20 protein-coding genes are annotated in these 21,927 nt (G+C 72.1%); 12 read left to right on the forward strand and 8 right to left on the reverse strand.

What is annotated here, in order from left to right:
• Positions 1 to 82 precede the first annotated feature (82 nt).
• Together STRNI_RS06205 and STRNI_RS06210 are read right to left on the reverse strand one after the other, a co-directional pair.
• A complete protein-coding gene (locus STRNI_RS06205) occupies positions 83 to 565 on the reverse strand; it encodes a phosphatase domain-containing protein (RefSeq protein WP_018088501.1) in 483 nt (160 codons plus the stop codon).
• Positions 562 to 1,236, reverse strand: coding sequence for a winged helix-turn-helix transcriptional regulator (locus STRNI_RS06210; RefSeq protein ID WP_159484853.1), 675 nt, complete (start codon positions 1,234 to 1,236; stop codon positions 562 to 564). Before STRNI_RS06210 ends, STRNI_RS06205 begins: the two co-directional genes overlap by 4 nt.
• 114 nt (positions 1,237 to 1,350) lie before the next feature.
• Here STRNI_RS06210 and STRNI_RS06215 point away from each other — a divergent pair, with 114 nt between their 5' ends.
• The 7 genes from STRNI_RS06215 (at position 1,351) to STRNI_RS06245 (ending at position 9,734) form a co-directional block, all read left to right on the forward strand.
• Positions 1,351 to 2,562: a pyridoxal phosphate-dependent aminotransferase gene (locus STRNI_RS06215; protein WP_093645662.1), complete on the forward strand. Its 1,212-nt coding sequence runs from the start codon at positions 1,351 to 1,353 to the stop codon at positions 2,560 to 2,562.
• 322 nt (positions 2,563 to 2,884) lie between these two features.
• On the forward strand, positions 2,885 to 4,162 hold the full coding sequence (gene egtA / locus STRNI_RS06220; RefSeq protein ID WP_159484855.1) for an ergothioneine biosynthesis glutamate--cysteine ligase EgtA: 1,278 nt from the start codon (positions 2,885 to 2,887) through the stop codon (positions 4,160 to 4,162).
• On the forward strand, positions 4,159 to 5,481 hold the full coding sequence (gene egtB / locus STRNI_RS06225; protein WP_159484857.1) for an ergothioneine biosynthesis protein EgtB: 1,323 nt from the start codon (positions 4,159 to 4,161) through the stop codon (positions 5,479 to 5,481). The genes egtA and egtB overlap by 4 nt, the downstream gene beginning before the upstream one ends.
• A 37-nt stretch (positions 5,482 to 5,518) precedes the next feature.
• Positions 5,519 to 6,274 carry an ergothioneine biosynthesis protein EgtC gene (gene egtC / locus STRNI_RS06230; protein WP_159484859.1) on the forward strand — a complete coding sequence of 252 codons (756 nt, stop codon included), beginning with the start codon at positions 5,519 to 5,521 and terminating at the stop codon, positions 6,272 to 6,274.
• Entirely contained in the window at positions 6,271 to 7,233 is a 963-nt protein-coding gene (gene egtD, locus STRNI_RS06235; protein WP_018088495.1) for an L-histidine N(alpha)-methyltransferase, read from the forward strand. Before egtC ends, egtD begins: the two co-directional genes overlap by 4 nt.
• 146 nt (positions 7,234 to 7,379) lie before the next feature.
• Positions 7,380 to 8,309: a phosphatidylinositol-specific phospholipase C gene (locus STRNI_RS06240; RefSeq protein ID WP_277410714.1), complete on the forward strand. Its 930-nt coding sequence runs from the start codon at positions 7,380 to 7,382 to the stop codon at positions 8,307 to 8,309.
• A 300-nt stretch (positions 8,310 to 8,609) separates the two neighbouring features.
• A complete protein-coding gene (locus STRNI_RS06245) occupies positions 8,610 to 9,734 on the forward strand; it encodes a trypsin-like serine peptidase (protein ID WP_266444069.1) in 1,125 nt (374 codons plus the stop codon).
• Here STRNI_RS06245 and STRNI_RS06250 read toward each other — a convergent pair.
• Positions 9,706 to 10,740: a phosphatidylinositol-specific phospholipase C domain-containing protein gene (locus tag STRNI_RS06250; RefSeq protein ID WP_277410715.1), complete on the reverse strand. Its 1,035-nt coding sequence runs from the start codon at positions 10,738 to 10,740 to the stop codon at positions 9,706 to 9,708. The two genes, STRNI_RS06245 and STRNI_RS06250, sit on opposite strands and share 29 nt — an antisense overlap.
• Positions 10,741 to 10,912: 172 nt before the next feature.
• Between STRNI_RS06250 and STRNI_RS06255 the strand changes: the two genes are divergently transcribed.
• Complete coding sequence (locus STRNI_RS06255) at positions 10,913 to 11,467, forward strand: DUF2165 domain-containing protein (protein ID WP_277410716.1); 555 nt, start codon at positions 10,913 to 10,915, stop codon at positions 11,465 to 11,467.
• 19 nt (positions 11,468 to 11,486) lie between these two features.
• Here the strand turns inward: STRNI_RS06255 and STRNI_RS06260 are convergent, their stop codons facing one another.
• From STRNI_RS06260 to STRNI_RS06270, 3 genes are all read right to left on the reverse strand, one after another.
• The gene (locus STRNI_RS06260; protein ID WP_266444060.1) at positions 11,487 to 12,086 is read right to left on the reverse strand and encodes an SUKH-4 family immunity protein; all 600 of its coding nucleotides are present in this window, start codon (positions 12,084 to 12,086) and stop codon (positions 11,487 to 11,489) included.
• A gap of 79 nt (positions 12,087 to 12,165) precedes the next feature.
• Entirely contained in the window at positions 12,166 to 13,341 is a 1,176-nt protein-coding gene (locus STRNI_RS06265) for an FAD-dependent monooxygenase (protein ID WP_093645645.1), read from the reverse strand.
• A gap of 285 nt (positions 13,342 to 13,626) precedes the next feature.
• On the reverse strand, positions 13,627 to 16,806 hold the full coding sequence (locus STRNI_RS06270; protein ID WP_277410717.1) for a cytochrome P450: 3,180 nt from the start codon (positions 16,804 to 16,806) through the stop codon (positions 13,627 to 13,629).
• 105 nt (positions 16,807 to 16,911) lie between these two features.
• Between STRNI_RS06270 and STRNI_RS06275 the strand changes: the two genes are divergently transcribed.
• The 4 genes from STRNI_RS06275 (at position 16,912) to STRNI_RS06290 (ending at position 20,114) form a co-directional block, all read left to right on the forward strand.
• Positions 16,912 to 17,622 carry a PAS domain-containing protein gene (locus tag STRNI_RS06275; protein ID WP_159484873.1) on the forward strand — a complete coding sequence of 237 codons (711 nt, stop codon included), beginning with the start codon at positions 16,912 to 16,914 and terminating at the stop codon, positions 17,620 to 17,622.
• Between the two features lie 103 nt (positions 17,623 to 17,725).
• On the forward strand, positions 17,726 to 18,187 hold the full coding sequence (locus STRNI_RS06280; protein WP_018088486.1) for a universal stress protein: 462 nt from the start codon (positions 17,726 to 17,728) through the stop codon (positions 18,185 to 18,187).
• Between the two features lie 134 nt (positions 18,188 to 18,321).
• Positions 18,322 to 18,537, forward strand: coding sequence for a dodecin (locus STRNI_RS06285; protein WP_093645640.1), 216 nt, complete (start codon positions 18,322 to 18,324; stop codon positions 18,535 to 18,537).
• Positions 18,538 to 18,662: 125 nt separating this feature from the next.
• Complete coding sequence (locus tag STRNI_RS06290; protein WP_371874908.1) at positions 18,663 to 20,114, forward strand: amino acid permease; 1,452 nt, start codon at positions 18,663 to 18,665, stop codon at positions 20,112 to 20,114.
• Positions 20,115 to 20,186: 72 nt separating this feature from the next.
• Here STRNI_RS06290 and STRNI_RS06295 read toward each other — a convergent pair whose 3' ends face one another.
• Positions 20,187 to 20,663, reverse strand: coding sequence for a hypothetical protein (locus tag STRNI_RS06295; RefSeq protein WP_018088483.1), 477 nt, complete (start codon positions 20,661 to 20,663; stop codon positions 20,187 to 20,189).
• Positions 20,664 to 20,915: 252 nt separating this feature from the next.
• Positions 20,916 to 21,917, reverse strand: coding sequence for a transcriptional regulator (locus STRNI_RS06300; RefSeq protein WP_159484877.1), 1,002 nt, complete (start codon positions 21,915 to 21,917; stop codon positions 20,916 to 20,918).
• Positions 21,918 to 21,927: the final 10 nt, after the last annotated feature.

A 21,927-nucleotide genomic window follows, 5' to 3' on the forward strand; every position in this document is an offset into this window, starting at 1 on the left:
GCGATCAGGGCGGGCGGGGCCGGCCGGTCCGCACCCCGGACCCGTTGCAAGCCGGGCCGGTGGACCGACGGCCCCCGGGCGGCTACGTCCGTCCGGCCCGCTGCTGGGCGTCCCGCAGGGTGTCGGACGGGGTGGCCCATCGGGCCCGTACCACCCGGAAGCCGGCCTCCTCGCAGGCGTCGCAGACGAGTTCGTCGTCGTCCACGACATGGCGGATCTCCCGGTTGCGGGCGATCCGGCGCAGGATCTCCAGCTTGGTGTGCCGCGCCGGGCGCCGGTCGCTGTTGGGGCGCATCCACAACCGGCCCTTGGGCAGGCCGTGTCGAGCGAGCCAGGCCAGGGTGTCCCGTCGGCAGCGCTCCGGCCGGCCCGTCAGATAGACGACCTCGCAGTCCTCGGTGCTGCGCAGCGCCAGGGCCACCCCCTCGGCGAGGGGAGGATCCTCGGTGGCCGCCGCGAAGAAGGCCTTCCAGTCACGTGGGGTGCGCTGCAGCAGATGCTGCCGGTGGGTGGAGTCGGCGAGCGTGCCGTCCAGGTCGAAGACCGCCAGGGGGCGCGTCGTCATGCCGTTGTCGTCCTCTTCCGTCGCTGCCGTTCGCCGGATCCCTCGGGCAACGTGACCGCGATCCGGCCGGATTCGATTCCCAGTGCGAGGGAGAGGCGATCGTACGCGATATCGGCACAGGTCGCGGTGTCCATCCGCAAACGGACGTCGGGGCGCTCGGCCGGGCCGTCCGCGTACCCGGCCCCGCCGTCCGGGGCGCAGGATTCCGGCCCGCCGCTCCCGAGGACGACATGGAACTCGCCCTCGTCGAGGGCGATGTCGATCACGTCGGTACCGTCCGTGAAGTGCCCGGCCAGCCTCGCCATGAGAGGCACCGCGAACCAGTGGGCCCGTATCGCGTCCGTCGGGCGCCGCTCGCCGAGGGCGGGGGCGCCCCAGTCGGCGAGGGCGGTGAGCGCGGGCAGCAGCGCGCGCCCGCGGGCGGTGAGCTCATAGACGAAGGCGGCTCCGGGCGGGGCGAGCCGGCGGCGGGTGACCAGACCGTCCCGTTCCATGTCCTTGAGCCGGGAGGCGAGCATGTCGGTGCTGACGCCCGGCAGATCGGCGTGCAGATCGGTGTAGCGCCGGGGGCCGCCCAGCAGTTCCCGGACGATCAGGAGCGTCCAGCGGTCGCCGACGGCGTCCAGGGCTCGGGCGACGGCGCAGTACTGGTCATAGCTTCGGCGCGGCATGACACCAGCATAGACAGAGGTTGGACTTTCCAAGTCCCAACTTGGTAAAACCAAGTACGGTGTTAACGAGTGCTGCCGCGCCGCGCGGTGAGCGAGGACCCGGGAGGCCACCGCATGCAGTTCAAGCAGTCCAGCAAGATGGCCGACGTCTGCTACGAGATCCGCGGGCCGGTGATCGAGCACGCGGACGCGCTGGAGGAGGCGGGCCACAGCGTGCTGCGGCTGAACACCGGCAATCCGGCGCTGTTCGGCTTCGAGTGCCCCGACGAGATCCTCCAGGACGTGATGCGCAATCTGTCCCGCGCACACGGCTACACGGAGTCCCGGGGCATCCTCCCGGCCCGCCGCGCGGTGGCCCAGCACTACCAGCAGAACGGGATGCCCGACGTCGGTGTCGATGACATCTACCTCGGCAACGGCGTCTCCGAACTCGTCTCGATGGCCGTGCAGGCCCTCCTCGACGACGGCGACGAGGTCCTCATCCCGGCCCCCGACTTCCCGCTCTGGACGGCGGTCACCTCCCTCGCGGGCGGCAAGCCCGTGCACTATCTCTGCGACGAGTCCGCCGACTGGCTGCCGGACCTGGCCGACCTCGCCTCGAAGATCACCGACCGGACCCGGGCGATGGTCATCATCAACCCCAACAACCCGACCGGCGCGGTCTATCCGCGCGAGCTGCTCGACGGCATGCTCGATCTCGCCCGGCGCCACGGGCTGATGGTCTTCGCCGACGAGATCTACGACCGGATCCTGTACGACGACGCGGTCCACCACCACGCCGCGGTACTCGCTCCCGACCTGGTCTGCCTGACGTTCAGCGGACTGTCGAAGTCCTCCCGCGTGGCCGGATTCCGCTCCGGCTGGCTGGTGGTCTCCGGCCCCAAGCAGCACGCCGCCGACTATCTGGAGGGCCTGGGCACCCTCGCCTCCATGCGGCTGTGCCCGAACGCACCCGCGCAGTACGCCATCCAGGCGGCGCTCGGCGGCCGGCAGAGCATCCAGGACCTGGTGCTGCCGGGCGGCCGGCTGCACGAGCAGCGCGACCGGGCCTGGGAGCGGCTGAACGAGATCCCGGGCGTCTCCTGCGTCAAGCCCAAGGGCGCGCTCTACGCCTTCCCCCGCCTCGACCCCGCCGTACACAAGATCCACGACGACGAGAAGTTCGTCCTCGATCTGCTGCTGCGGGAGAAGATCCAGGTCGTCCAGGGCACCGGCTTCAACTGGCCGCGCCCGGACCACTTCCGCATCCTCACCCTCCCGCGCGCCGATGACCTGGACGCGGCGATCAGCCGGATCGGACGCTTCCTGGCGGGCTACCGGCAGTGACACCGGGCGCCGACGCGCCGGGCCGCCGAGGCGGCAAACCGCGCCCCGCGCCGCACTCACTCGAACGGCCGTACCCCTCCCCCGGCCCCGTCCGCCGCTCGCCGGTACGGTCCCGGGGCCGGGCGGCGGGCAGGAAGCCCGTCCTGGCGCCGAGGAGGCGCCGCGGCACCGTCCGGGGGTCTCCGGGCCCGGCCGTCCCCCTCGCCCGGTGGGAGCCCGTCCCGCCGTCCGCTGCACGAAACGCGCCCTTGAGCGCATCGCCCGCAGCAGATTAGGTGGAGGGCGGCAATCCTGCCGCCACCCCACGAGGGAGAGGGATTCCATGCCCGTACGGCCTGCAGTAACGGAAGCGGAGCTGGAAGCTCACCTGCGCGGAATATGCTTCAAGACGGGCCCGCCGCGCCGTATCGGCGTCGAGATCGAGTGGCTGGTCCATGATGCGCGCAACCCCCGATGTCCGGTCGAACCTGACCGGCTGCGCAGCGCGGCCACCGCTCTGCGCGCACTGCCCCTCACCTCCCTGCTGACCTTCGAACCCGGCGGCCAGCTGGAGCTCAGCTCGCTGCCCGCCGCCTCCCTCACCGACTGCATCGAGGCGGTCACCGCCGATCTCGCGCTGGTCCGGCCCGCCATGCTGGCCATGGGCCTGGGCCTGGCCGGCCACGGCCACAATCCGTGGCATCCCCCTCGGCGGGTGCTGACCGACCCCCGCTACAACGCCATGGAGGCGTACTTCGACCGCTGGGGCTCCGCCGGGCGGTCCATGATGTGCGCCACCGCGTCCGTGCAGGTGTGTGTGGACGCCGGCTACGAGGAACCCGGGCCGCTCGGGTACGGCAGGCGCTGGCTGCTGGCCCATCTGCTGGGCGCGGTGCTGGCCGCGGCGTTCGCCAACTCACCCACCAGTGAGGGCTGCCCCACCGGCTACCGCACCACCCGCCAGGTCATCTGGTCGCAGCTCGATCCGGACCGTACGCTCGCCCCTCCCCCGGGGCCGGATCCGCGCACCGCCTGGGTGCGCTACGTCCTGGACGCACCGGTCATGTGCGTCCGCTCCGAGGACGGACGCTGGGACGCCCCGGAGGGACTCACCTTCCGCGAGTGGATCCGTACCGGCGTCCCCAGACCGCCCACCCAGGAGGATCTGGACTACCACGTCACCACGCTCTTCCCGCCCGTACGGCCGCGCGGCCATCTGGAGCTGCGCATGATCGACGCGCAGTCGGGCGACTCCGGGTGGATCGTGCCACTGGCCGTCACGACCGCGCTGTTCGACGACCCGGAGGCGACGGAGCGGGCGTACCGCATCGTCAAACCCCTGGCGGAGACGGCCGGTGCCCGCCCCGCGCCGCGCAACCCGCTGTGGCGGCACGCGGCCCGCGGCGCGCTGACCGACCCGGAGCTGCACACCGCCGCGGTGGCCTGTTTCGCCGCCGCGCAGGAGGCCCTGCCGCGCCTGGGGGCCTCCCCCGAGGTGCGCGCGGCGGTCGCGGAGTTCACCGAACGCTATGTGGCACGCGGCCGCTGCCCCGCGGACGACCATCTCGACGCCCTGTACGCCGCGGAGGGCGATCTCATCGTTGGGAAGGACAGCCAGTGACCATCGATCCCGAGCTCCTCCGTGAGCGCGCGGCCTCGGCGCTGCTCGCCGCCCGCGACCGCACCCGCCTGCTGACCACCTGCGTCGAGCATCCCGACCTCGTCGCCCAGCACTCCCCCCTGATGTCCCCGCTGGTCTGGGACCTGGCACACATAGGCAACCAGGAAGAGCAGTGGCTGCTGCGCACCGTCGGCGGCCGGGACGCGCTGCGTCCGGACATCGACTCCGTCTACGACGCCTTCGAGCACCCCCGGTCCGAGCGCCCCGCACTGCCCCTGCTGGCACCCGACGAGGCGCACGGCTATGTCGCCGAGGTCCGCGGCCGGGTGCTGGACATCCTGGAGAGCACCCCGCTGCACGGCGGTCCGCTGCTCGACTCCGGTTTCGCCTTCGGCATGATCGCGCAGCATGAGCAGCAGCACGACGAGACCATGCTCATCACCCACCAGCTGCGCACCGGCCCGGCCGTGCTCACCGCGCCCGAACCGCCGCCCGCCTCCGACGACATCCTGCCGGCCGAAGTCCTGGTACCCGGCGGCCCGTTCACCATGGGCACCTCCGCCGAGCCCTGGGCGCTGGACAACGAACGGCCCGCCCACCGCCGGCTGGTGCCCGCCTTCCTGATCGACACCACACCGGTCAGCAACGGCGCCTACCAGCGGTTCATCGAGGCCGGGGGGTACGAGGAGCCACGCTGGTGGGCCGCAGCCGGCTGGGCGCAGGTGCAGGAGCACAAGCTGCGGGCACCGCTCTTCTGGAAGCGCGACGGCGGCCAGTGGCTGCGACGGAGGTTCGGGGTGACCGAGCCGGTGCCGCCGGACGAGCCGGTGCTGCATGTCAGCTGGTACGAGGCGGACGCCTACGCCCGCTGGGCCGGCCGGCGGCTGCCGACCGAGGCCGAGTGGGAGAAGGCCGCCCGCCACGACCCGTCGACCGGGCGGTCCAGGCGCTACCCCTGGGGCGACGAGGACCCCACACCGGCGCATGCCAACCTGGGCCAGCGGCATCTGCGGCCCGCCCCCATCGGCAGCTACCCGGACGGACAGTCGCCGCTCGGCATCCGGCAGTTGCTGGGCGATGTGTGGGAGTGGACGGCGAGCGACTTCCTGCCGTATCCGGGCTTTGCCGCCTTCCCCTACCGGGAGTACTCGGAGGTGTTCTTCGGCGACGAGTACAAGGTCCTGCGCGGCGGTTCGTTCGCGGTCGGCCCGGTCGCCTGCCGGGGCACCTTCCGCAACTGGGACCTGCCCGTCAGGCGGCAGATCTTCTCCGGGTTCCGTACCGCCCGGGACGCCGACCCGACGGCGGCGGACGCATGAGGCCCGCGACTCCGGCGCCGCGGGAGGACGTTGTCTGATGTGCCGTCATCTTGCTTATCTGGGACCGGAGATACCCTTCGGCCAGGTTCTGCTCGCCCCGCCCCACAGCCTCCACCGGCAGTCATGGGCGCCCCGCCGTCAGCGGCACGGCACGGTCAACGCGGACGGGTTCGGCGTCGGCTGGTACGCGCCCGGCGACCCGGTGCCCGCGCGCTACCGGCGGGCCGGGCCGATCTGGGGCGACGAGCTGCTGCCCGACCTGGCGCGGGTGGTGCGCACCGGCGCGCTGCTCGCCGCCGTACGGGACGCCACCGTGGCCGGTGCGGACGCCGAGGCCGCGGCCGCGCCGTACGCCACCGGCCGCTATCTGTTCAGCCACAACGGCGCGGTGGCCGGCTGGCCGGACGCGCTCGCCCCGCTCGCCGCGGAGCTGCCCCCGGAGGAGCTGCTGCGGCTGCCGGCCCGCTGCGACGCGGCGTTCCTGTGGGCACTGGTCCTGCACCGGCTCGCGCGCGGCGACGAGCTCGGCGACGCGCTGGCCGGCACCGTCACGGCGGTCGCCGCGGCCGCGCCCGGCTCCCGGCTCAATCTGCTGCTCACCGACGGCACCACCATCGCCGCCACCACCTGGGGCGACACGCTGTGTCATCTGGCCCTTCCCGAGGGCGGCACGGTGGTCGCCTCCGAACCGTACGACGATTCCCCCCACTGGACCGAGGTCCCCGACCGCACCCTGCTGCGCGCCACCCGGACCGAGGTCCACCTCACCCCGCTCAAGGAGCCCGCCACGTGAGCCGCCTCAGCATCACCCGCACCCTCCCTGCCGACGCCACCGCGGCCGCGCTGCGCGCCGATGTCACCGAGGGCCTGTCCCGCACCCCCAAACAACTGCCGCCCAAATGGTTCTACGACGCCCGCGGCAGCGAGCTGTTCGAGGACATCACCAAGTTGCCCGACTACTACCCGACCCGGGCCGAGCGGGAGATCCTGCTCACCCGCGCCGACCACATCGCCGCGGCCACCCAGGCCCGCACCCTGATCGAGCTGGGGTCCGGCTCGTCCGACAAGACCCGCCATCTCATCGGCGCGCTGACCGGACTGCACACCTACCTGCCGATCGACGTCAGCGAATCCGCGCTGGCCGCGGCGGGCGAGGCGCTGCTCAGCGAGCACCCCGGCCTGACCGTGCACGCACTGGTCGCCGACTTCCAGCAGGGCATGGAGCTCCCCACGACACCCGGCCCGCGGCTGCTCGCCTTCCTCGGCGGCACCATCGGCAATCTGCTCCCCGAGGAGCGCTCCGCGTTCCTGCACTCCGTGCACGACATGCTGTCCCCGGGCGACGCCCTGCTGCTCGGCACCGACCTGGTCAAGGACGAGGCCACGCTCGTCGCCGCCTACGACGATCCGCAGGGGGTGACGGCGGCGTTCAACAAGAACGTCCTGGAGGTCATCAACCGTGAGCTGGGCGGGGACTTCGACCCGGCGGACTTCGACCATGTCGCCCTGTGGAACACCGCACAGGAGTGGATCGAGATGCGGCTGCGGGCCCGTAAGGATCTGACCGTCAAGATCCCCGGGGTGGACCTGGCGGTGACCTTCGCCGCGGGCGAGGAGGTGCGCACCGAGGTCTCGGCGAAGTTCCGCCACGAAGGCGTGCGTGCCGAACTCGCCGCGGCCGGACTGGAGTTGAAGAACTGGTGGACCGACAGCGCGGACCGCTTCGCGCTGTCGCTGTCCTTCCGGGTCTGATATCCGCCGCTTCCCGGCCGGTGTGACCCCCGGGTCCGCCGGCCGGGTGCCGCGTCCGCGCGCGATGTGGTTCGATGCCCCGACCGCATGTTCGCACCGGACGGCCGGTGCGCACGTACGCAGACGCGACGGGCAGGGGAAGCGGCATGGGACCGGTGCTGGATCGACGGGGATTCCTCAGGGGCGCGGCCGGACTGTCGGCCGCCGGGGTGCTGGCGGGCGTCGGCAGCGGGCAGTTCACGGCCGGCGCCGCACAACGCAGGGCGTCCGCCGTGTCCGTGGCGGACTGGATGGCGGCGCTCGGCGACGGCACCCCGGTCCAGCGGCTGACGATCCCCGGCACCCATGACTCCGGCGCCCGGCTGGGCGGCCCCTGGGTGGCCTGCCAGAACACCTCCATTGACGCCCAACTGGCCTCCGGAATACGCTTCCTGGACGTCCGCTGCCGGGCCATCGACAACGTTTTCGCCATCCATCACGGCGCCTTCTACCAGGAGCTGATGTTCGGCGATGTGCTCAACGCCTGCCGGGCGTTCCTCCGGGCACACCCCTCCGAGACGGTGCTGATGCGGGTCAAGCAGGAGTACTCGGAGGTCTCCGCCGAGGAGTTCCGCCGGATCTTCGGCATCTATCTGGACGACAAGGGCTACCGGTCGCTCTTCCGGCTGGACGCCGGACTCCCGACGCTCGGCCAGGCCCGCGGCAAGGTCGTCCTGCTGGCGGACTCCGACGGCCTGGGCGGCGTCCGCTACGCCGATCCGCAGCTGTTCGACATCCAGGACGACTACATGGCGGAGCCGTTCGGGAAGTACCCGAAGATCGAGGCCCAGTTCCGCAAGGCCGTCACCCAGCCCGGCAAGCTGTTCGTCAACTACGTCAGCACCGCCGCCCTGCTCCCGCCCCGCTCCAACGCGGACCGCCTCAACCCGCAGGTCAAGAAGCTGCTCACGGGCTCGGAAGGCAGCGGCTGGACGGGCCTGGGCATCGTGCCGATGGACTTCCCGAACGAGGCCGGCCTGGCCGAGACGCTGATCGGGCACAACCTCGCGGGACGGCGACTGCGGCGGGCGGCATGAGGCCGGCCGGCAGGTCCGGCAACAGCGCGCGGGTCACCCGACCGGCCTAGCGGAAAGCGGCCGGGCGACCCCGTCACCTCGTCCGGTGCGCCCGGCCCGCCGGGCCCCCGGATCGCGGGTCGAACGGGGGTGCTCCGGTGCGGCTTTCTCCCTGCTTTTCGCCGCCCGTGCGGAATGAGGCGCCCGGGTGACCGAACCACAGCGGCCACCCCTGCATCAGACTGGGTGAAATGTCTGGATCCGGTGTCGCCCCTGCATCCGACGGGGTGTCGCCGGCTGATGCGGCGAGGCGGCGGCTGAGTGGAGACGAGCGAACGCGGGACCGTGCCGGCGGACAACGCCGGCCGGGCGGCCGGGGACGCCGGGGCACCGGCGCCCGAGGTCTGCCCGGGTCCCGGCGGGCCGGCGTGCACCGGCCGCGGCCGGGAGGGCGTTCCGCTGCGGGTGACCCTCGCGCTCGGAGTACTGACCGTGGTCATGGGCGGCACGGTCCTGGCGCTGGGATCCCCGTCGCGCGATCCGTTCCTGGCCCCCGGGGACACCGCCACCGGCTCCTATACGGCGACCCGGGCCGACGGCGACCAAGCCGCCGCCGCGGTGCTCGCCGGTCCCTACACGGAGCGGCCGGGCCCGCCGGTGGCAGCGCGGCACAGCGGTGTCATGGCCGCCCCGCCGACGGCGTCCCGGCCCCTGCTGGCGGTCCCGGCGGCCCCCTCCCCGGCGATCGGCGCGCTCTTCTCCCCCGCCGCCGACGGCACCCCGGCCCACCACTGCACGGCCAGCGTGGTGCAGTCCCCGGCGGGCGACCTCATCGTCACCGCGGCGCACTGTGTGCACGACGGCGGCTTCCGGACCCGGCTGGTGTTCGCGCCCGGAATGCACGACGGGATCGCGCCGTACGGCCTGTGGGTGCCGACCCGGATCCATGTCGACCCGCGCTGGATCCGCGACCGGGACCCCGACCACGATGTGGCGTTCCTGCGGATGCGCAGAGCGGGACGGGCCGGCGGCCGGATAGCGGACCTCACCGGCGCCGAACGGATCCGCTTCGACGCGCCGGCCGGGCGCCCCGCGCAGCTGACCGGATACCCCGAGGACCAGGACACCCCGGTCAGCTGCCGGCACACGGCGGACGCCCAGGGCCCGGCCCAACTCCGCTTCACCTGCCGGGGGTTCCCCAACGGGACCAGCGGCGGGCCGATGCTCACCGACGTCAACCCGGCCACCGGGACCGGTGCGCTGATCGGTGTGATCGGCGGTCTCAACGAGGGCGGCGACAACCTCGTCTCGTACAGCAGCCGGTTCGGCGAGGACGTGGCCGCGCTCTACCGGCGGGCGACCGCGGAGCCGGGCCCGTGGCCCCCGCAGCCCCGCGCCCGGGCCGACGCGTCCGGCGTCAGGCCCCCCGCGGCACCACGGTCTTGAGGACGGACGGCAGCGGATACCAGTCTGCGGTGGCGAAGCTCGCGTGCGCGGCGGCCAGTTGCCTGACCCGGGCCAGGGCCTCCGCCTCGGTCGGGCGGGTGCCGTCGATGACCGGCGGCACGTTGTGGGCGTCGGTCATGATGAGCAGGTAGTGCCGGGTGTCGTACCAGGCGGTGTCGATACTGCCGTTCAGATAGGTCGCGGCATCACCGTCGAAGACCACGAACCAAGGGCGCAGCGCGGGGTCCGTGTAGCGCTCGCGGGGGTCACCGGGAGCGGCGCCGTGCACCGCGGGGAAGGCCGTCGACCGGTCCAGTTGCCCCCGTGCCGCGAGGTCCTTGAGGTGCCCGGCGTACTCCACGTCCGTCCACAGCTTGTCGAAGGGGTTCTTCTCCTCGACGGTGCCGGGTATCAGCTCGATCAGGAACTTGCCGGCCAGATCGGCACGCGAGGGCCAGCCGCCCGCCCGCACCGCCTCGTCGGGGGTGGCGTGTCCGGCGGTGAGGTCGCCGGGGCCGTAGACGGCGTCGCCCAGCTTCTCGCGCACCAGCGCGTCGAACTCGGCGGGGCCGCGGCCGCCCTTGGCGTTGAAGCCGTCCTTCATCTCGATCTTGAACAGGATCGGACGGTGGCCGGGGTGGGCGTCGTGCCAGGCCTTCACATCGGCGAGGCACCCGGCGAAGTCCTGGTTGCGGTCCTTGGTGCGCAGCTCTGAGGCGTTCGCGGCGCCCTCGCAGTTGCTGTTGTTGCCCAGCGGGTTGCTGTGCGAGACCCGGAAGGACCGGCCCAGGCCGTTGGTCCAGAGGTCGAGTTCGAGCAGTGCGGCGCCGGAGTCCAGGGCATCCGCGAAGTAGGGGTACTTCTCCTTCTCATAGGCGTTGTGGACGCCCACGGACGTGCTGGTGCCGTATGTCGTGCCGGCCGGCTCGGCGCCCGCCGGACCGGTCACCGCGATCACTGCCGCCGCCGCGACGGCGACCGTTCCCACACACCGCTTTCCGTTCATGTGCCCCGCTTCCCCTAGGTATCCGGCGTCCGGGCACTCGCCCGAACGGCCGATCGACCGGTGGTCACCCGGCCGATCGGGGAGCAGCGTACGGGAGTTGCGCACCGCGGGACCCACGGGGTGGAGGCGGATAAGCAAAGATCGGACAACACAACCAACTCGGGGAGGACCCATGTCCGACAAAAGCTCCACCCGCCGGATTCCGCACACCGGGCTGTCGCTCGCGGCGGCCACGCTCACGGGCATCGTCGCGCTCTACATCGCCCTCGTCGCCTTCGGCAACATCACCGACTTCGGCACCAACCAGCAGTTCGTCCGGCATGTCCTGGCCATGGACACCACCTTCAAGGACCCGGACCTGATGGGTCGGGCCATCACCTCCCGAACCCTGCAGGACGCCGCGTATCTGGGCATCATCGCCTGGGAAACGCTCACCGCGCTGACCCTGATCGTGGCCACCGCGCTGTGGGCCCTGGGCATACGACGCCGGAACGGTCTCGCCAGGGCCCGGCTGGTCAGCACCGCCGGCCTGCTGATGCTCCTCCTTCTCTTCGGTGCGGGCTTCCTCGCCATCGGGGGCGAGTGGTTCGCCATGTGGCAGTCGGAGGCCTGGAACGGGCTGGAAGCGGCCACCCGCAATGTCACCCTCGCCGGGATCGCCCTGCTGGTCGTCCACCTCCCGGGCGCGGCCGGGCCGTCCGGAGAGAGCCTTCGGACCGAGGAATGAGACGAGGAATGAGGCGTGCTCACTCCGCCCTGAACCAGAACGCCGTTCTCCAGAAGGGCGATTCCTCCACCGCCGGATCATGACCGCACATCCGCTCACGCAGCGCCGCCACGGCGGCGCGGGCCACCTCCCGGTCGTCCGCGCCCAGCTCGGCGCTGCGCTCGGCTATCAGTCCGAGCAGGGCGGCCAGACCGGGCAGCGACGAGGCCGCGGCGCCCTGATAACCGGCGCCGTGGTCCCAGCCGTTGGGGTCGTAGTGGTCGATGCCGCCGACTTCACCGTCGAGCATCAGCATCTGGTCGCCACAACTGCCGAACGAGAAGCAGAAGTTGACCGGGTCCGAGTCATCGTCCGGGTAGCGCTCCCCGTACAGCTCGTCGGCGTCGAAGGGGTGCAGCGCATCGCCGTCGTCCGCCAGCAGATGCGTCGCGTCGAACCCGATGGCGTCGATCCGGACCGCGGGAAATCCGACGGTGGTCAGGAACTCCCGCGACTGCCGGTGGGTCAGCTCCTCGGGCAACTCGGCCTCGGCGGGCCGCCAGAGCGAGCCCGCCCCGAACCGCTCCTCCAGCCAGGCCGCGTCCGGTGCCAGTGGGATGTCCTCGGCAGTCGTGGTCATGGCGCCCTTCCCCGCACACCGATCGGCACTCCGCCGATCTCCTGCACCCAGCAGACCACAGGGGTCTGACAACGGGCCCTCACCACTCGATCCGGTAGCCCGTCAGCCAGTTGTCCGCCCCCGCGCCGCCCCGCTCGGCGGCCTCCGGGCGGGACGGACGGCCGGGGGTGCCCGAGGCGGTGAGCTTGGCCATCCCTGCGCTGGCCGCGACGACCTGCTCCACCCGCTCCCGGCGCAACTGCTCGTAGGCGGCGAAGGCGCTGTGCGGATCGGGCCGGTCGCGCAGGCACTTGGCGAGGACGATGCCGTCTTCGATGGCCATGGACGCGCCCTGGGCGGCGTTGGGCGCGGCCGCGTGCGCGGCGTCGCCGAGGACGACCATGGTGTCGGTGTGCCAGACCGGAGTGGTGGCGAGGTCGTAGGCGCTGGAGGCGATCACGCGGTCGCCGGTGGCGCGGACGAGGGCGGCGGCCGGGGTCTCGTCACCGTCGAAGAGCCCGGCGACCCGCTCCCGCCAGGCGGCCGGGGTGACGGCCGGCGGATCGGCCCGGTCAAGTTCCGTACCGGGGACGTTGGCGAACCACCAGACCTCGCCGTCGGGGGCGCGGGTGCAGCCGAAGAAGGCCTGCTTGCCGAAGATCATGGTGTAGGTGTCCGGGGCGAGCGGCACCTCGGCGGCGTCGGGGACATAGCCGCAGACCGTGTTCTGGCCGGTGTAGCGCGGTTGCGGGGCGGCCGGGTCGATCAGGGCGCGGGTGACGGAGTGCAGCCCGTCGGCGCCGATCAGCAAGTCGCCCTCGGCGTGGCTGCCGTCGGCGAAGCGCGCGACGACCCTCCGGCCGCCGGCGCCGTCCACGGACTCGGCAGCGACCAGCCGCTTCCCGTGCCGTACCGCGATCCCGCGGCGCGTCGCCTCGCGGTGCAGCACCTGGTAGAGGGTGGCCCGCCGTAGTGTGCGCGGGCCGAGGCCGTCGCCCCCTTCGGTCCCCGCGATGGGGCGCTCCCCCAGTCGTGTGCCGTCGTTGCCGATGAACTCCACCCGCTGTGCCGGGAAGGAGCTGTCGACGACGGGGCCGTGCGCGTCGATCACCCGGAGCGCTTCGAGGCCGTTGGCGAAGACGATGAGAAAGGCGCCGACATCGTCCGCGCCGGTCGGATAGGCCTCGAAGATCTCGGCGTCGATACCCGCCTTCTGCAGGGCCATCGCGGTCACCGCTCCCGCGATACCGCCTCCGATGATCAGGGCTTTGGTCATGCCGTTTCCCCCCCAGTCGGGTCGCCGGCCCGGTCACGGCCGACGAACGGTGCGACCCCGGTGACCGCACCACCCCCACCTTGGCCCTGACGGCCCGGAAGATCCACCCCACCTCCCCCCACCCCCACCCCCGCCCCCGCCCCCTTCGGGGGAGGGGGCGGGGGCGGGGGTGGGAGCGCCGTCCGGGGAAACGCCGCGCGGCAGACAGGCGATGCGCCACCCCCGACGGACGACGCATCCCCCACCCGGCAGAGGAATCGCCACCGCGCAGGCGCGGAACGGCCCTCAGCCCGCCGCGTACACATCCTCGATGTAGCGGCCGGAGGCGGTCAGTTCGCGCAGCCAGGCCTCGGATTCCTGCGGCGAGGCACCGGTGCGGGCGCCGTGCAGCTCGCGGAAGGCGGCCCGTACACCGGGCGCCATCCGGCTGCCGTCCCCGCAGACGTACACCCGCGCGCCGGCCTGCAGCAGTTCCCACACCTCAGCGGCCTCGGCGGCGATCCGGTGCTGGACGAAGCGGTGGCCGTTCTCGGGGCGTTCGCTGAAGACGGGGCGTACGGAGATGACGCCGGCGGCTTCGGCGGCGGCGAACTCCGCGGCGTGCAGGAAGTCGGCGGTGGGGTCGTCACAGCCGAAGTAGAGCCGGGCGGGGGACTGCCGGCCCGCGGCGACGCGGTCGGCGACGGCGCCGCGGAAGGGCGCGAGGCCGGTACCCGCCGCGACCAGGATGACGGGGGTGTCATCGGCCGCATCCAGGCGGAAGGCCTCGCGGCAGGGCTGGACGCGAGCCAGCACGGTGTCGCCGGGCCGCACACCGTGCAGGTAGGACGAGCCGGTGCCGCCGGGCAGCAGCGAGACCATCAGATCGGCGTGCCGGGCGTCGGTGGCGGGTGAGGACGACAGGGAGTAGTGCCGGGTGCGCAGCGGCGGCAGCAGCTCCAGCAGCACCGGCCAGGGCAGGGCCCCGCTCAGCGCCGGGTGCGCCTCGATCAGCTCGATCAGGGTGCGCGGGTCGTCCTCGGCGAGGTTCTCCAGTGCGTGGCGCTCGGGCGGGCAGGGGTTGTGGGCGGCGAGCACGGCGACCTGTTCCGGCGTGGGCCGCATGCCCAGTTCAAGGTGGTGGGTGAGGAGTTGGCGCACCGTCAGGGGCCGGTCGACGGGCAGGGTGTCGCGCCCGGCGCGGCGGCCGGAGTGCAGCGCGAGGACGGTGTCCGGGTCGGCGCCCAGGGCGCGGGCAGCCCGCTCGACGGTGTCCGGGGCGTTGGCCGGCAGCACCGCGAGGTGGTCGGCCGTGCGGTAGTCGACGCCGTCGGGCAGGGCGATCCGCAGGAAGCGCTTGGGCCGCGGCCAGCCCTCCGCGGTGAGGTCGTGGGCCTCGGTGACGGTCATCGGGACGAGGTCGTGGCGGGCGGCGAGCGCGTCCAGCGGGCCGCCGGTGATCTCGGTGACGGTGTAGCCGGTGTCCTCCGCCGCCGGTTGGCCGGCGCCGATGGTCGCCGGGTCGCCGTACCGCGTCAGCAGCTCGGTGCGCAGCGCCGCGGTGAACTCCTTGACGGTGCCGCTGAGGTCACCGGAGGCGTCGGCCTCGGCGCGCGGCAGCAGCCGGTGGGCGCCGAGTGCGTCGAGCCGGTCGTCGATGAGGGTCGGTATGTGCTGGTAGGTGGCGGCCCAGTTGCGGTCGCCGACGCCGAGGACGGCGAACGGCAGGTCCGCGGCGGCGCCGTCCTGCGCGGTGTTCAGCCACTCGACGAAGGCGGCCGCGTCGTCGGTGGGCTGGCCGTTGTAGGAGGCGGCGACGATGACGACCGGCCGGTCGGCGGGCAGCGTTCCGGCGTAGGCGTCCAGCGGCGCCACATCGGCGGTGAAGCCGAGTCCGGTGGTCTCCTCGGCGAGCCGCTCGGCGAACTCGCGGCAGGTGCCGTAGTTGCTGCCGTGCAACAGCAGCAGACCGGTGCCCTGCGGGACGCGGGTCGGCAGGCCCGCGTCGGTGGCCGCGTCGTCCCCGGTGGTCTCGGCGCTGCCGGGGAGCACGGCCAGCGCGGCGCGGACCGCGGCCCGGTCGGCGGGCGTCCGGGCGGCGAGTGTGAAGGTGAACCCGTCGGGCTTGAGGGTCAGCGTCTCCTTGATGTCCAGCTGGTAGTCGCGGTGGTCGATCAGGCGGTAGCGGTGCGCGAGGAGGGCGAGCAGCATGGTCGCCTCGTGGAGCGCGAACTGCCGCCCGATGCAGGCGCGTTCACCGGTCCCGAAGGGCTTGTACGCATGCGGGGAGCGGGCCGCCTCGGCCTCCGGGCTGAAGCGGGAGGGGTCGAACAGTTCGGGGTTGTCGCCCCAGGCGGGGTCGCGGTGCAGCATCGGGGTGAGCACCGTGACCAGCTCCCCCGCCTTCACCGGGTAGCGCCCGCCGAGCAGGGTGTCCTCATGGGCCTGCCGGGTGAAGGCGGCGGCGGTGGGCCACAGTCGCAGCGCCTCGTTGAGGACCTGGCGGGTGAACGGCAGGTGCCCGATGTCCTCGAACGAGGGGTCGGGGTCGGCCTGGTCGCCCCACAGCTCGTCGGCCTCGCGCTGGACCATGCGCAGCGCGAGCGGGTCCTTGAGCAGGTGGTAGAGGGCGAAGGAGAGCGCGCCCGAGGTGGTCTCGTGACCGGCGATCAGGAAGGTGATGACCTGGTTGCGGATGTTGGCGAGGTCGAGGGTGGGCCCCTCGCCCCCCTCCTGCCCCCGGGCGCCGAGCATCAGGCCCAGCAGGTCGTCGTCGCCGCTCTCGCCGCTCGCCGTGCGGGCGGCGATGACCTCGTCGACGACGGACGCGAGATAGTCGGCGTCGGCCTGGAAGGCGGCGTCCGCCGCGGAGTGGTCGCCGTCGGGGTCACGGGAGAACTTCTTCATGCTCCATTCGAGGCAGCGCACCATGGCCTCGACGAACGGGTGCGGGGTGTCACCGCGGGAGAACGACTCGAAGTCGAAGCCGAAGCCGGCCAGTCCGATGGTGTCCAGCGTCATCCGGGTCATGTCCTCGGCGACCTGGACGGGCGTGCCGTCGGCCACCCGCCGGTCCCAGGCGGCCGTGACCCGGCGGGCGACCTTGAGCATCGCCGGGTGGTAGGTGCGCATCGAGCCGAGCGCGAAGGCCGGCATCAGGACCTCATGTGCCTTGGCCCAGTTCGGCTCGTCGTTGTAGGCGGTGAACAGACCGTCACCGGCGAACTCTCTGACGTTTTCCAGGACGACCGACACGCCCTTGCTGAAGCGGGATTCGTCGGCGACCTCGGTGACCAGGTCGAGCGAGGAGAGGAACAGCGTCTCGCGGTCGCCGAACTTGCGCTTGAAGACCGGGCCGTGGATCCGGGCGAGGTCCATGGACTGCTGGATGGGCGTGTGGGTGAGCCCGGCCTTCGTGAGGTCGGCCACCGGGATGCCGTCATCGGCGGCGCGTTCGTCGCTGTGGAGCGCGATGGTGTCGGTCATGTCTCCAGCGTGAGGGCCCCCACGCGCAGGTCACGCCCGGACAACTGCATGATTGTGCAGTGGTTTTTCGCTGCTCGCTCTTGCGCGCGGACCGGAGAAGGGAACATGGACAACGGGACAGCCGACGGGGCGTCGGACGGGGACTCGGCGCACACGGACGATGCACCCTGCGTGAGCGGATACGCGGAGGACCCGGCCGGGCCGTACGCGGGCGGCCCCTGGCGCAACTACTTCCTGATTCTGCTGGACCGTATCCCCACGCCGATCGCGGTGTGCCGGGCCCATGGCGAGGTGCTGATCGCCAATCCGGCGATGGCCGCCCAGTGGGGCGCGGCACCGGGACAGCTGCGCGGCCGCAATCTGCTGGACCTCTTCGAGCCCCGTGCGAAGGCGCAGCTCGACAGGCTCAGCGAGGCCCTGCGGCTGGGGCGCCGGTCGCGCTATCCGGTCGAGGTGCGCTGGCAGGACGGCTCCGACGGCAGCGTACGGGAAGGGGAGCTGACGATCGATCCGGTGGGCGATCCTTCGGTGCGTCCGCCCGCCCTGCTGGCGCTGCTGCGGGTCAGCGAGACCGCTCCGCCGCCGACGCCGCGGGGCTCGGCGAGCCCGGTGGAGGCCCGCATCCTGGCACTGGCCGCGGGCGGCGCGACCACGGCGTCGATCGGTACGGCGCTCGGGCTGACGGTCGACGGGGTGAACTACCACCTCACCCGGCTGGCCCGCCGCTGGCGGGTGCAGGGCCGTACGGCGCTGGTGGCCAGGGCGTATGTGCTGGGCGTGCTGTCGGCGGACAGCTGGCCGCCGGCTCCCGCCTGACCGGGCCGGGCGACGGGGCCGGGCGGCTGGCCGCGCGGCGGCGGCGCGGCGGCGCCGCGGCCCGGGAGCCCGGCAGCACGCATGTGCGGATAACCTCCCTGGTGTGGAGGAGAACGCAGCCGCGCAGTTCGAGCGCGGAACGGACGGCCCGAAGGTCATCGTCGTCGGCATCGACGGCTCCGACTCGTCGTGGCGCGCCGCCGCCTATGCGGCGGGGCTGGCCCGGCGTCAGGCCTCGAAACTCGTGCTGGTCTATGTCCAGCCGGTGCTGCCGGCCGGTGCGGCGATGGGGGCGCCGGTCATGGATGCCACGAACGAGGTGGCCGAGGAGCTGATGGCCGAGATCCGCCGGGCGACCGAGCGGCTGCAGGGGATATACCAGGTGCGCTGGGAGTTCCACACCCTGCGGGGCGATCCGTACAACGGCATGGTGCAGATGGCCGATGACCTGAAGGCCGACGCGGTGGTGGTCGGCGCCTCGGAGTCGGCCGGGCACCGCATCATGGGCTCGGTCGCGGTGCGGCTGGTCAAGGCCGGCCGCTGGCCGGTCACCGTCGTTCCGTAGGCCCTGCCCGCCCCTGATCCGCCGGACAGGCCCCAGGACGCCGGACCGCCCGCCGCTCCGCTGGTGGGGCGCGCCGCCCTGAGGCACGGTGGAAAGTGGACGGGCGGAGCGCCGCCCCGACGAGGGAGACCACCGTGACCGACCGCACGTATCGCGTGACCGAGATCGTCGGTACGTCCCAGCAGAGCATGGACGCCGCGGTCAAGAATGGCATCAAGCGCGCCTCGGAGACCCTGCGCAATCTCGACTGGTTCGAGATCACCCAGGTCCGCGGGCATATCGTCGACGGCGAGATCGACCATTACCAGGTCGGCCTGAAGGTCGGATTCCGGCTGGAGGACGCCGATTGAACACCTCTCCCGTGTACGTCTCCCGGCGAGTCCCGACAGTACTAGGGAGTCGCCTTCCTTAGTCGCTCCCGAGGGTCCATGATGATCCGCCGTCGGACCACGACGGAGCGTACGGAGGGATGACGATGGGGCTGCGCGCGGGAAAAGGCGTATTGCGCCGTAAACCGATCGAACACATTGAAGAGGCGGAAGGCACCGCGAGCGAGCAGCTCACCCGGGCACTCGGCCTGTGGCAGCTGACCGCCATCGGCGTCGGCGGCATCATCGGCGCGGGGATCTTCACACTGGCCGGCACCGTCGCGAACGAGAAGGCCGGACCGGCGGTACTGATCTCGTTTCTCGTCGCGGGTATCGCGAGCGCCGCGGCCGCGTTTTCCTACGCCGAATTCGCCGGGCTGATCCCGAAGGCAGGCTCGGCCTACACCTATGGCTACGCGGTCCTCGGTGAGGTGGCGGGCTGGTTCATCGGCTGGGACCTGCTGCTGGAGTACACCGCGATCGTGGCGGTGGTCGCGATCGGCATCTCCGGCTATTTCGGCTTTCTGCTCGGCGAGCTGGGCGTCGATCTGCCCGCCTGGATGCTGGGCGCACCGGGCACGGGGCCGGGACACCGGGTGGACCTATTCGCCGCGGTGCTCTGTCTGCTGATCGCCTATCTGCTGACGCTGGGCATCAAGAACGCCGCGCGTTTCGAGACGATCGTGGTGGGCCTGAAGGTCCTGGTGGTCGTCGTGGTGATCGTGGTCGGCTTCTTCCACATCAACACCGCGAACTACACGCCGTTCTTCCCGTTCGGGGTGAGCGGTGCCTTCACCGGCGCGGCCACGGTCTTCTTCGCGGTCTTCGGCTATGACGCCATGAGTACCGCGGCGGAGGAATCCAAGGACGCCCAGCGCCATATGCCGAAGGCGATCATGTATTCGCTGGCGATCTCGATGGTGCTCTATGTCCTCGCCTGCCTGGTGCTGACGGGTATGCAGAACTACACGGAGATCGACCCGGAGAGCGGTTTCTCGTCGGCGTTCAAATCGGTGGGTCTGGGCAGCCTCGCGGATGTCATCGCGGTCGGCGCCATCATCGGCATTCTGACCGTCATGTTCACCTTCATGCTCGGTGTGACCCGGGTGTGGTTCTCGATGAGCCGTGACGGTCTGCTGCCGAAGTGGTTCGCCAAGACCAGCCCCAAGCACCACGTGCCGACCAGGGTGACCTGGATCGTCGGCTTCGCCTCCGCGGCGATCGCGGGTTTCCTGCCGATCGGTGAGGCCGCCGAGCTGACGAACATCGGCATCCTGCTCGCGTTCGTGGTGGTCTGCGTCGCGGTGATCGTGCTCCGCTACAAGCGCCCCGACCTGCCGCGGACGTTCCGTACGCCGGGAATGCCGGTGGTGCCGGCGATCGGGGTGTGCTTCTCGATCTGGCTGATCACGTTCCTGGCGTGGCAGACCTGGGTCCGGTTCGCGGTGTGGTTCCTGATCGGCCTGGTCATCTACTTCGCCTACTCCTACCGCCGCTCGAACCTCGCGCGGGCGGAACGGGAGGCTGCCGGAGCGGAGGGCGGCCCGGGGCAGGCGTGAGCCGCGTCCGCTGACGGGGCTGCGGTGTGCGGCGGGGGCCGGCGGGCGTGGGTCCGCCGGTCCCCGCTCGGGTCAGAAGACGAACGGTCCGGGCGACTGCTTGGACGTGGCCTGGCAGGTGGCCGTGATGCCGAACACCACGACCTTCAGGGAGGTGGCCTCCAGGCGGTCGCCCGCGGCGACCGTACCGCTGAGCGGTCCGGTGGAGACCGGGCTGCCGGCCGGGATCGCCGGGTTGGCCTTGCCGCTGAACTGTGTGGTCCCGGAGCCGTTCTTGGTGAGCGTGAGGGTGGACGCCACCGAGTTCGCACCGATGGCTATGGGTGAGGTGATCGCCGAGGTGGAGAGGCTGATGGTCGCGGCCGTGCCGTTCTGGGTCGCGGTGAGCGTCCCCGTACCGGAACCGTAGAAGCCGCAGTTGAAGGAGAGGGTGGCGGTGCCAGGGGTCACCGCGGGGGCGGCCGGCGCCATCGCGAGGGTGCCCGCGGTGGCGACGGCGACGACAAGTGCCGTACGGAAGCCGAATCTGCCGGGTCTGAGGTGCTTCATAGGGGGGTTACCGCCTTCATGAGGGGGGTGCAGGTCCATGGCACCGGCCGTCGAAAGGTGCGGGAGGGAACGACAGGCAGCCACCCGGGGGCCGCGGTCGGACCCCGTGCCGACCCACCGCCCAGATCTGACGGATGGTCAGCGACCTGAATCGCTGACCATTGAGGCATGCGCCCCTGAAGAGAGCAAGGCAGAACCCTCATGATTTTCGGGGTGCCTGGCCCCTATGGCGGCGCGGCCGGCGCACCCTCCTCATCCGTCACACTGCGCCGCCACCAAGGACTCACCGGCCTCCGTCCGGAAATAGAGCACGGACCGTCCGGCCCGGCGGCGGCCGGCGAGCCGGGCATCGAGCAGCACCTTGAGGTGGCGGCCCACCGACCCCAGGCCCTGCCCGGTCAGCGCCACCAGCTGGGTGGTGCTCTTGGGAGTGCCGAGGAGGACGAGTACGCCCGCCCGCGCGGGGCCCAGCAACGCGCCCAGCGCCTCGGGCGCCGCCACCCGTCCGGTCTCGGCCAGCACGCCCGAGCACGGATACACCACGGCGGACCGCTGTCGGCCCGGGGCCGGGCGGACGTCCCACGAGACCCAGCTCTGCTGCGGTGTGACGGGGACGAACAGCAGCCGTGCCCCGTCGAGTTCCCGCGGCGGATGGTCGTCCGCCGTGATCTGCAGCCGGTTCGCTCCGAGCCAGCACATACCGGGGCGCATCCCGGCCAGTGCCGCGGTCCAGCCGCCCCGGCTCAGCTGCGCGCTGCGGGTGAGGACATCGGCCTCCAGGACCCGCCGGCGGCGCGCCCAGTACGGCAGCACCGCTTCCTGCCACACCCACTCCAGCAGACCGGCGGTGCGCTCGGGCAGGTCGCCGGCGCGGCACAGCGGACCGGGCAGCGGCCGCCCCTCCAGGGAAACAGCGAGATCGGCGCGGACGGTGGCGGGGGAAGCCGCACGGACAGGCACCAACTCTTCGACGAGGGTAGGCAGTTGCGTTACCGGGTCACCGGCCGGCGTGGGCGTCAGGAAGGTCGCGTTCCAGCGGTGTCCGAGAGCGGCCCGGACCAGCGCGGCGGTGACCGGGTCGTCGGTCAGCCGCCTGCGGTAGGCGGGCAGATGGCGTTCGAGCCAGGCCCGCTCCCCCGGATGCGCGGCCGTGCCCCGGTGCAGGGTCTTCAGCGTCGCGAGGGTCTCAGCCAGCGGGGAGATCGCGAAACGGCTTCCGGCGAGGGTGTCCGCGCTCACTTCCCACCAGCCCATCTCCCCTCCC

The sequence above is a fragment of the Streptomyces nigrescens genome (assembly GCF_027626975.1).
Classification (GTDB): Bacteria; Actinomycetota; Actinomycetes; order Streptomycetales; family Streptomycetaceae; genus Streptomyces; species Streptomyces nigrescens.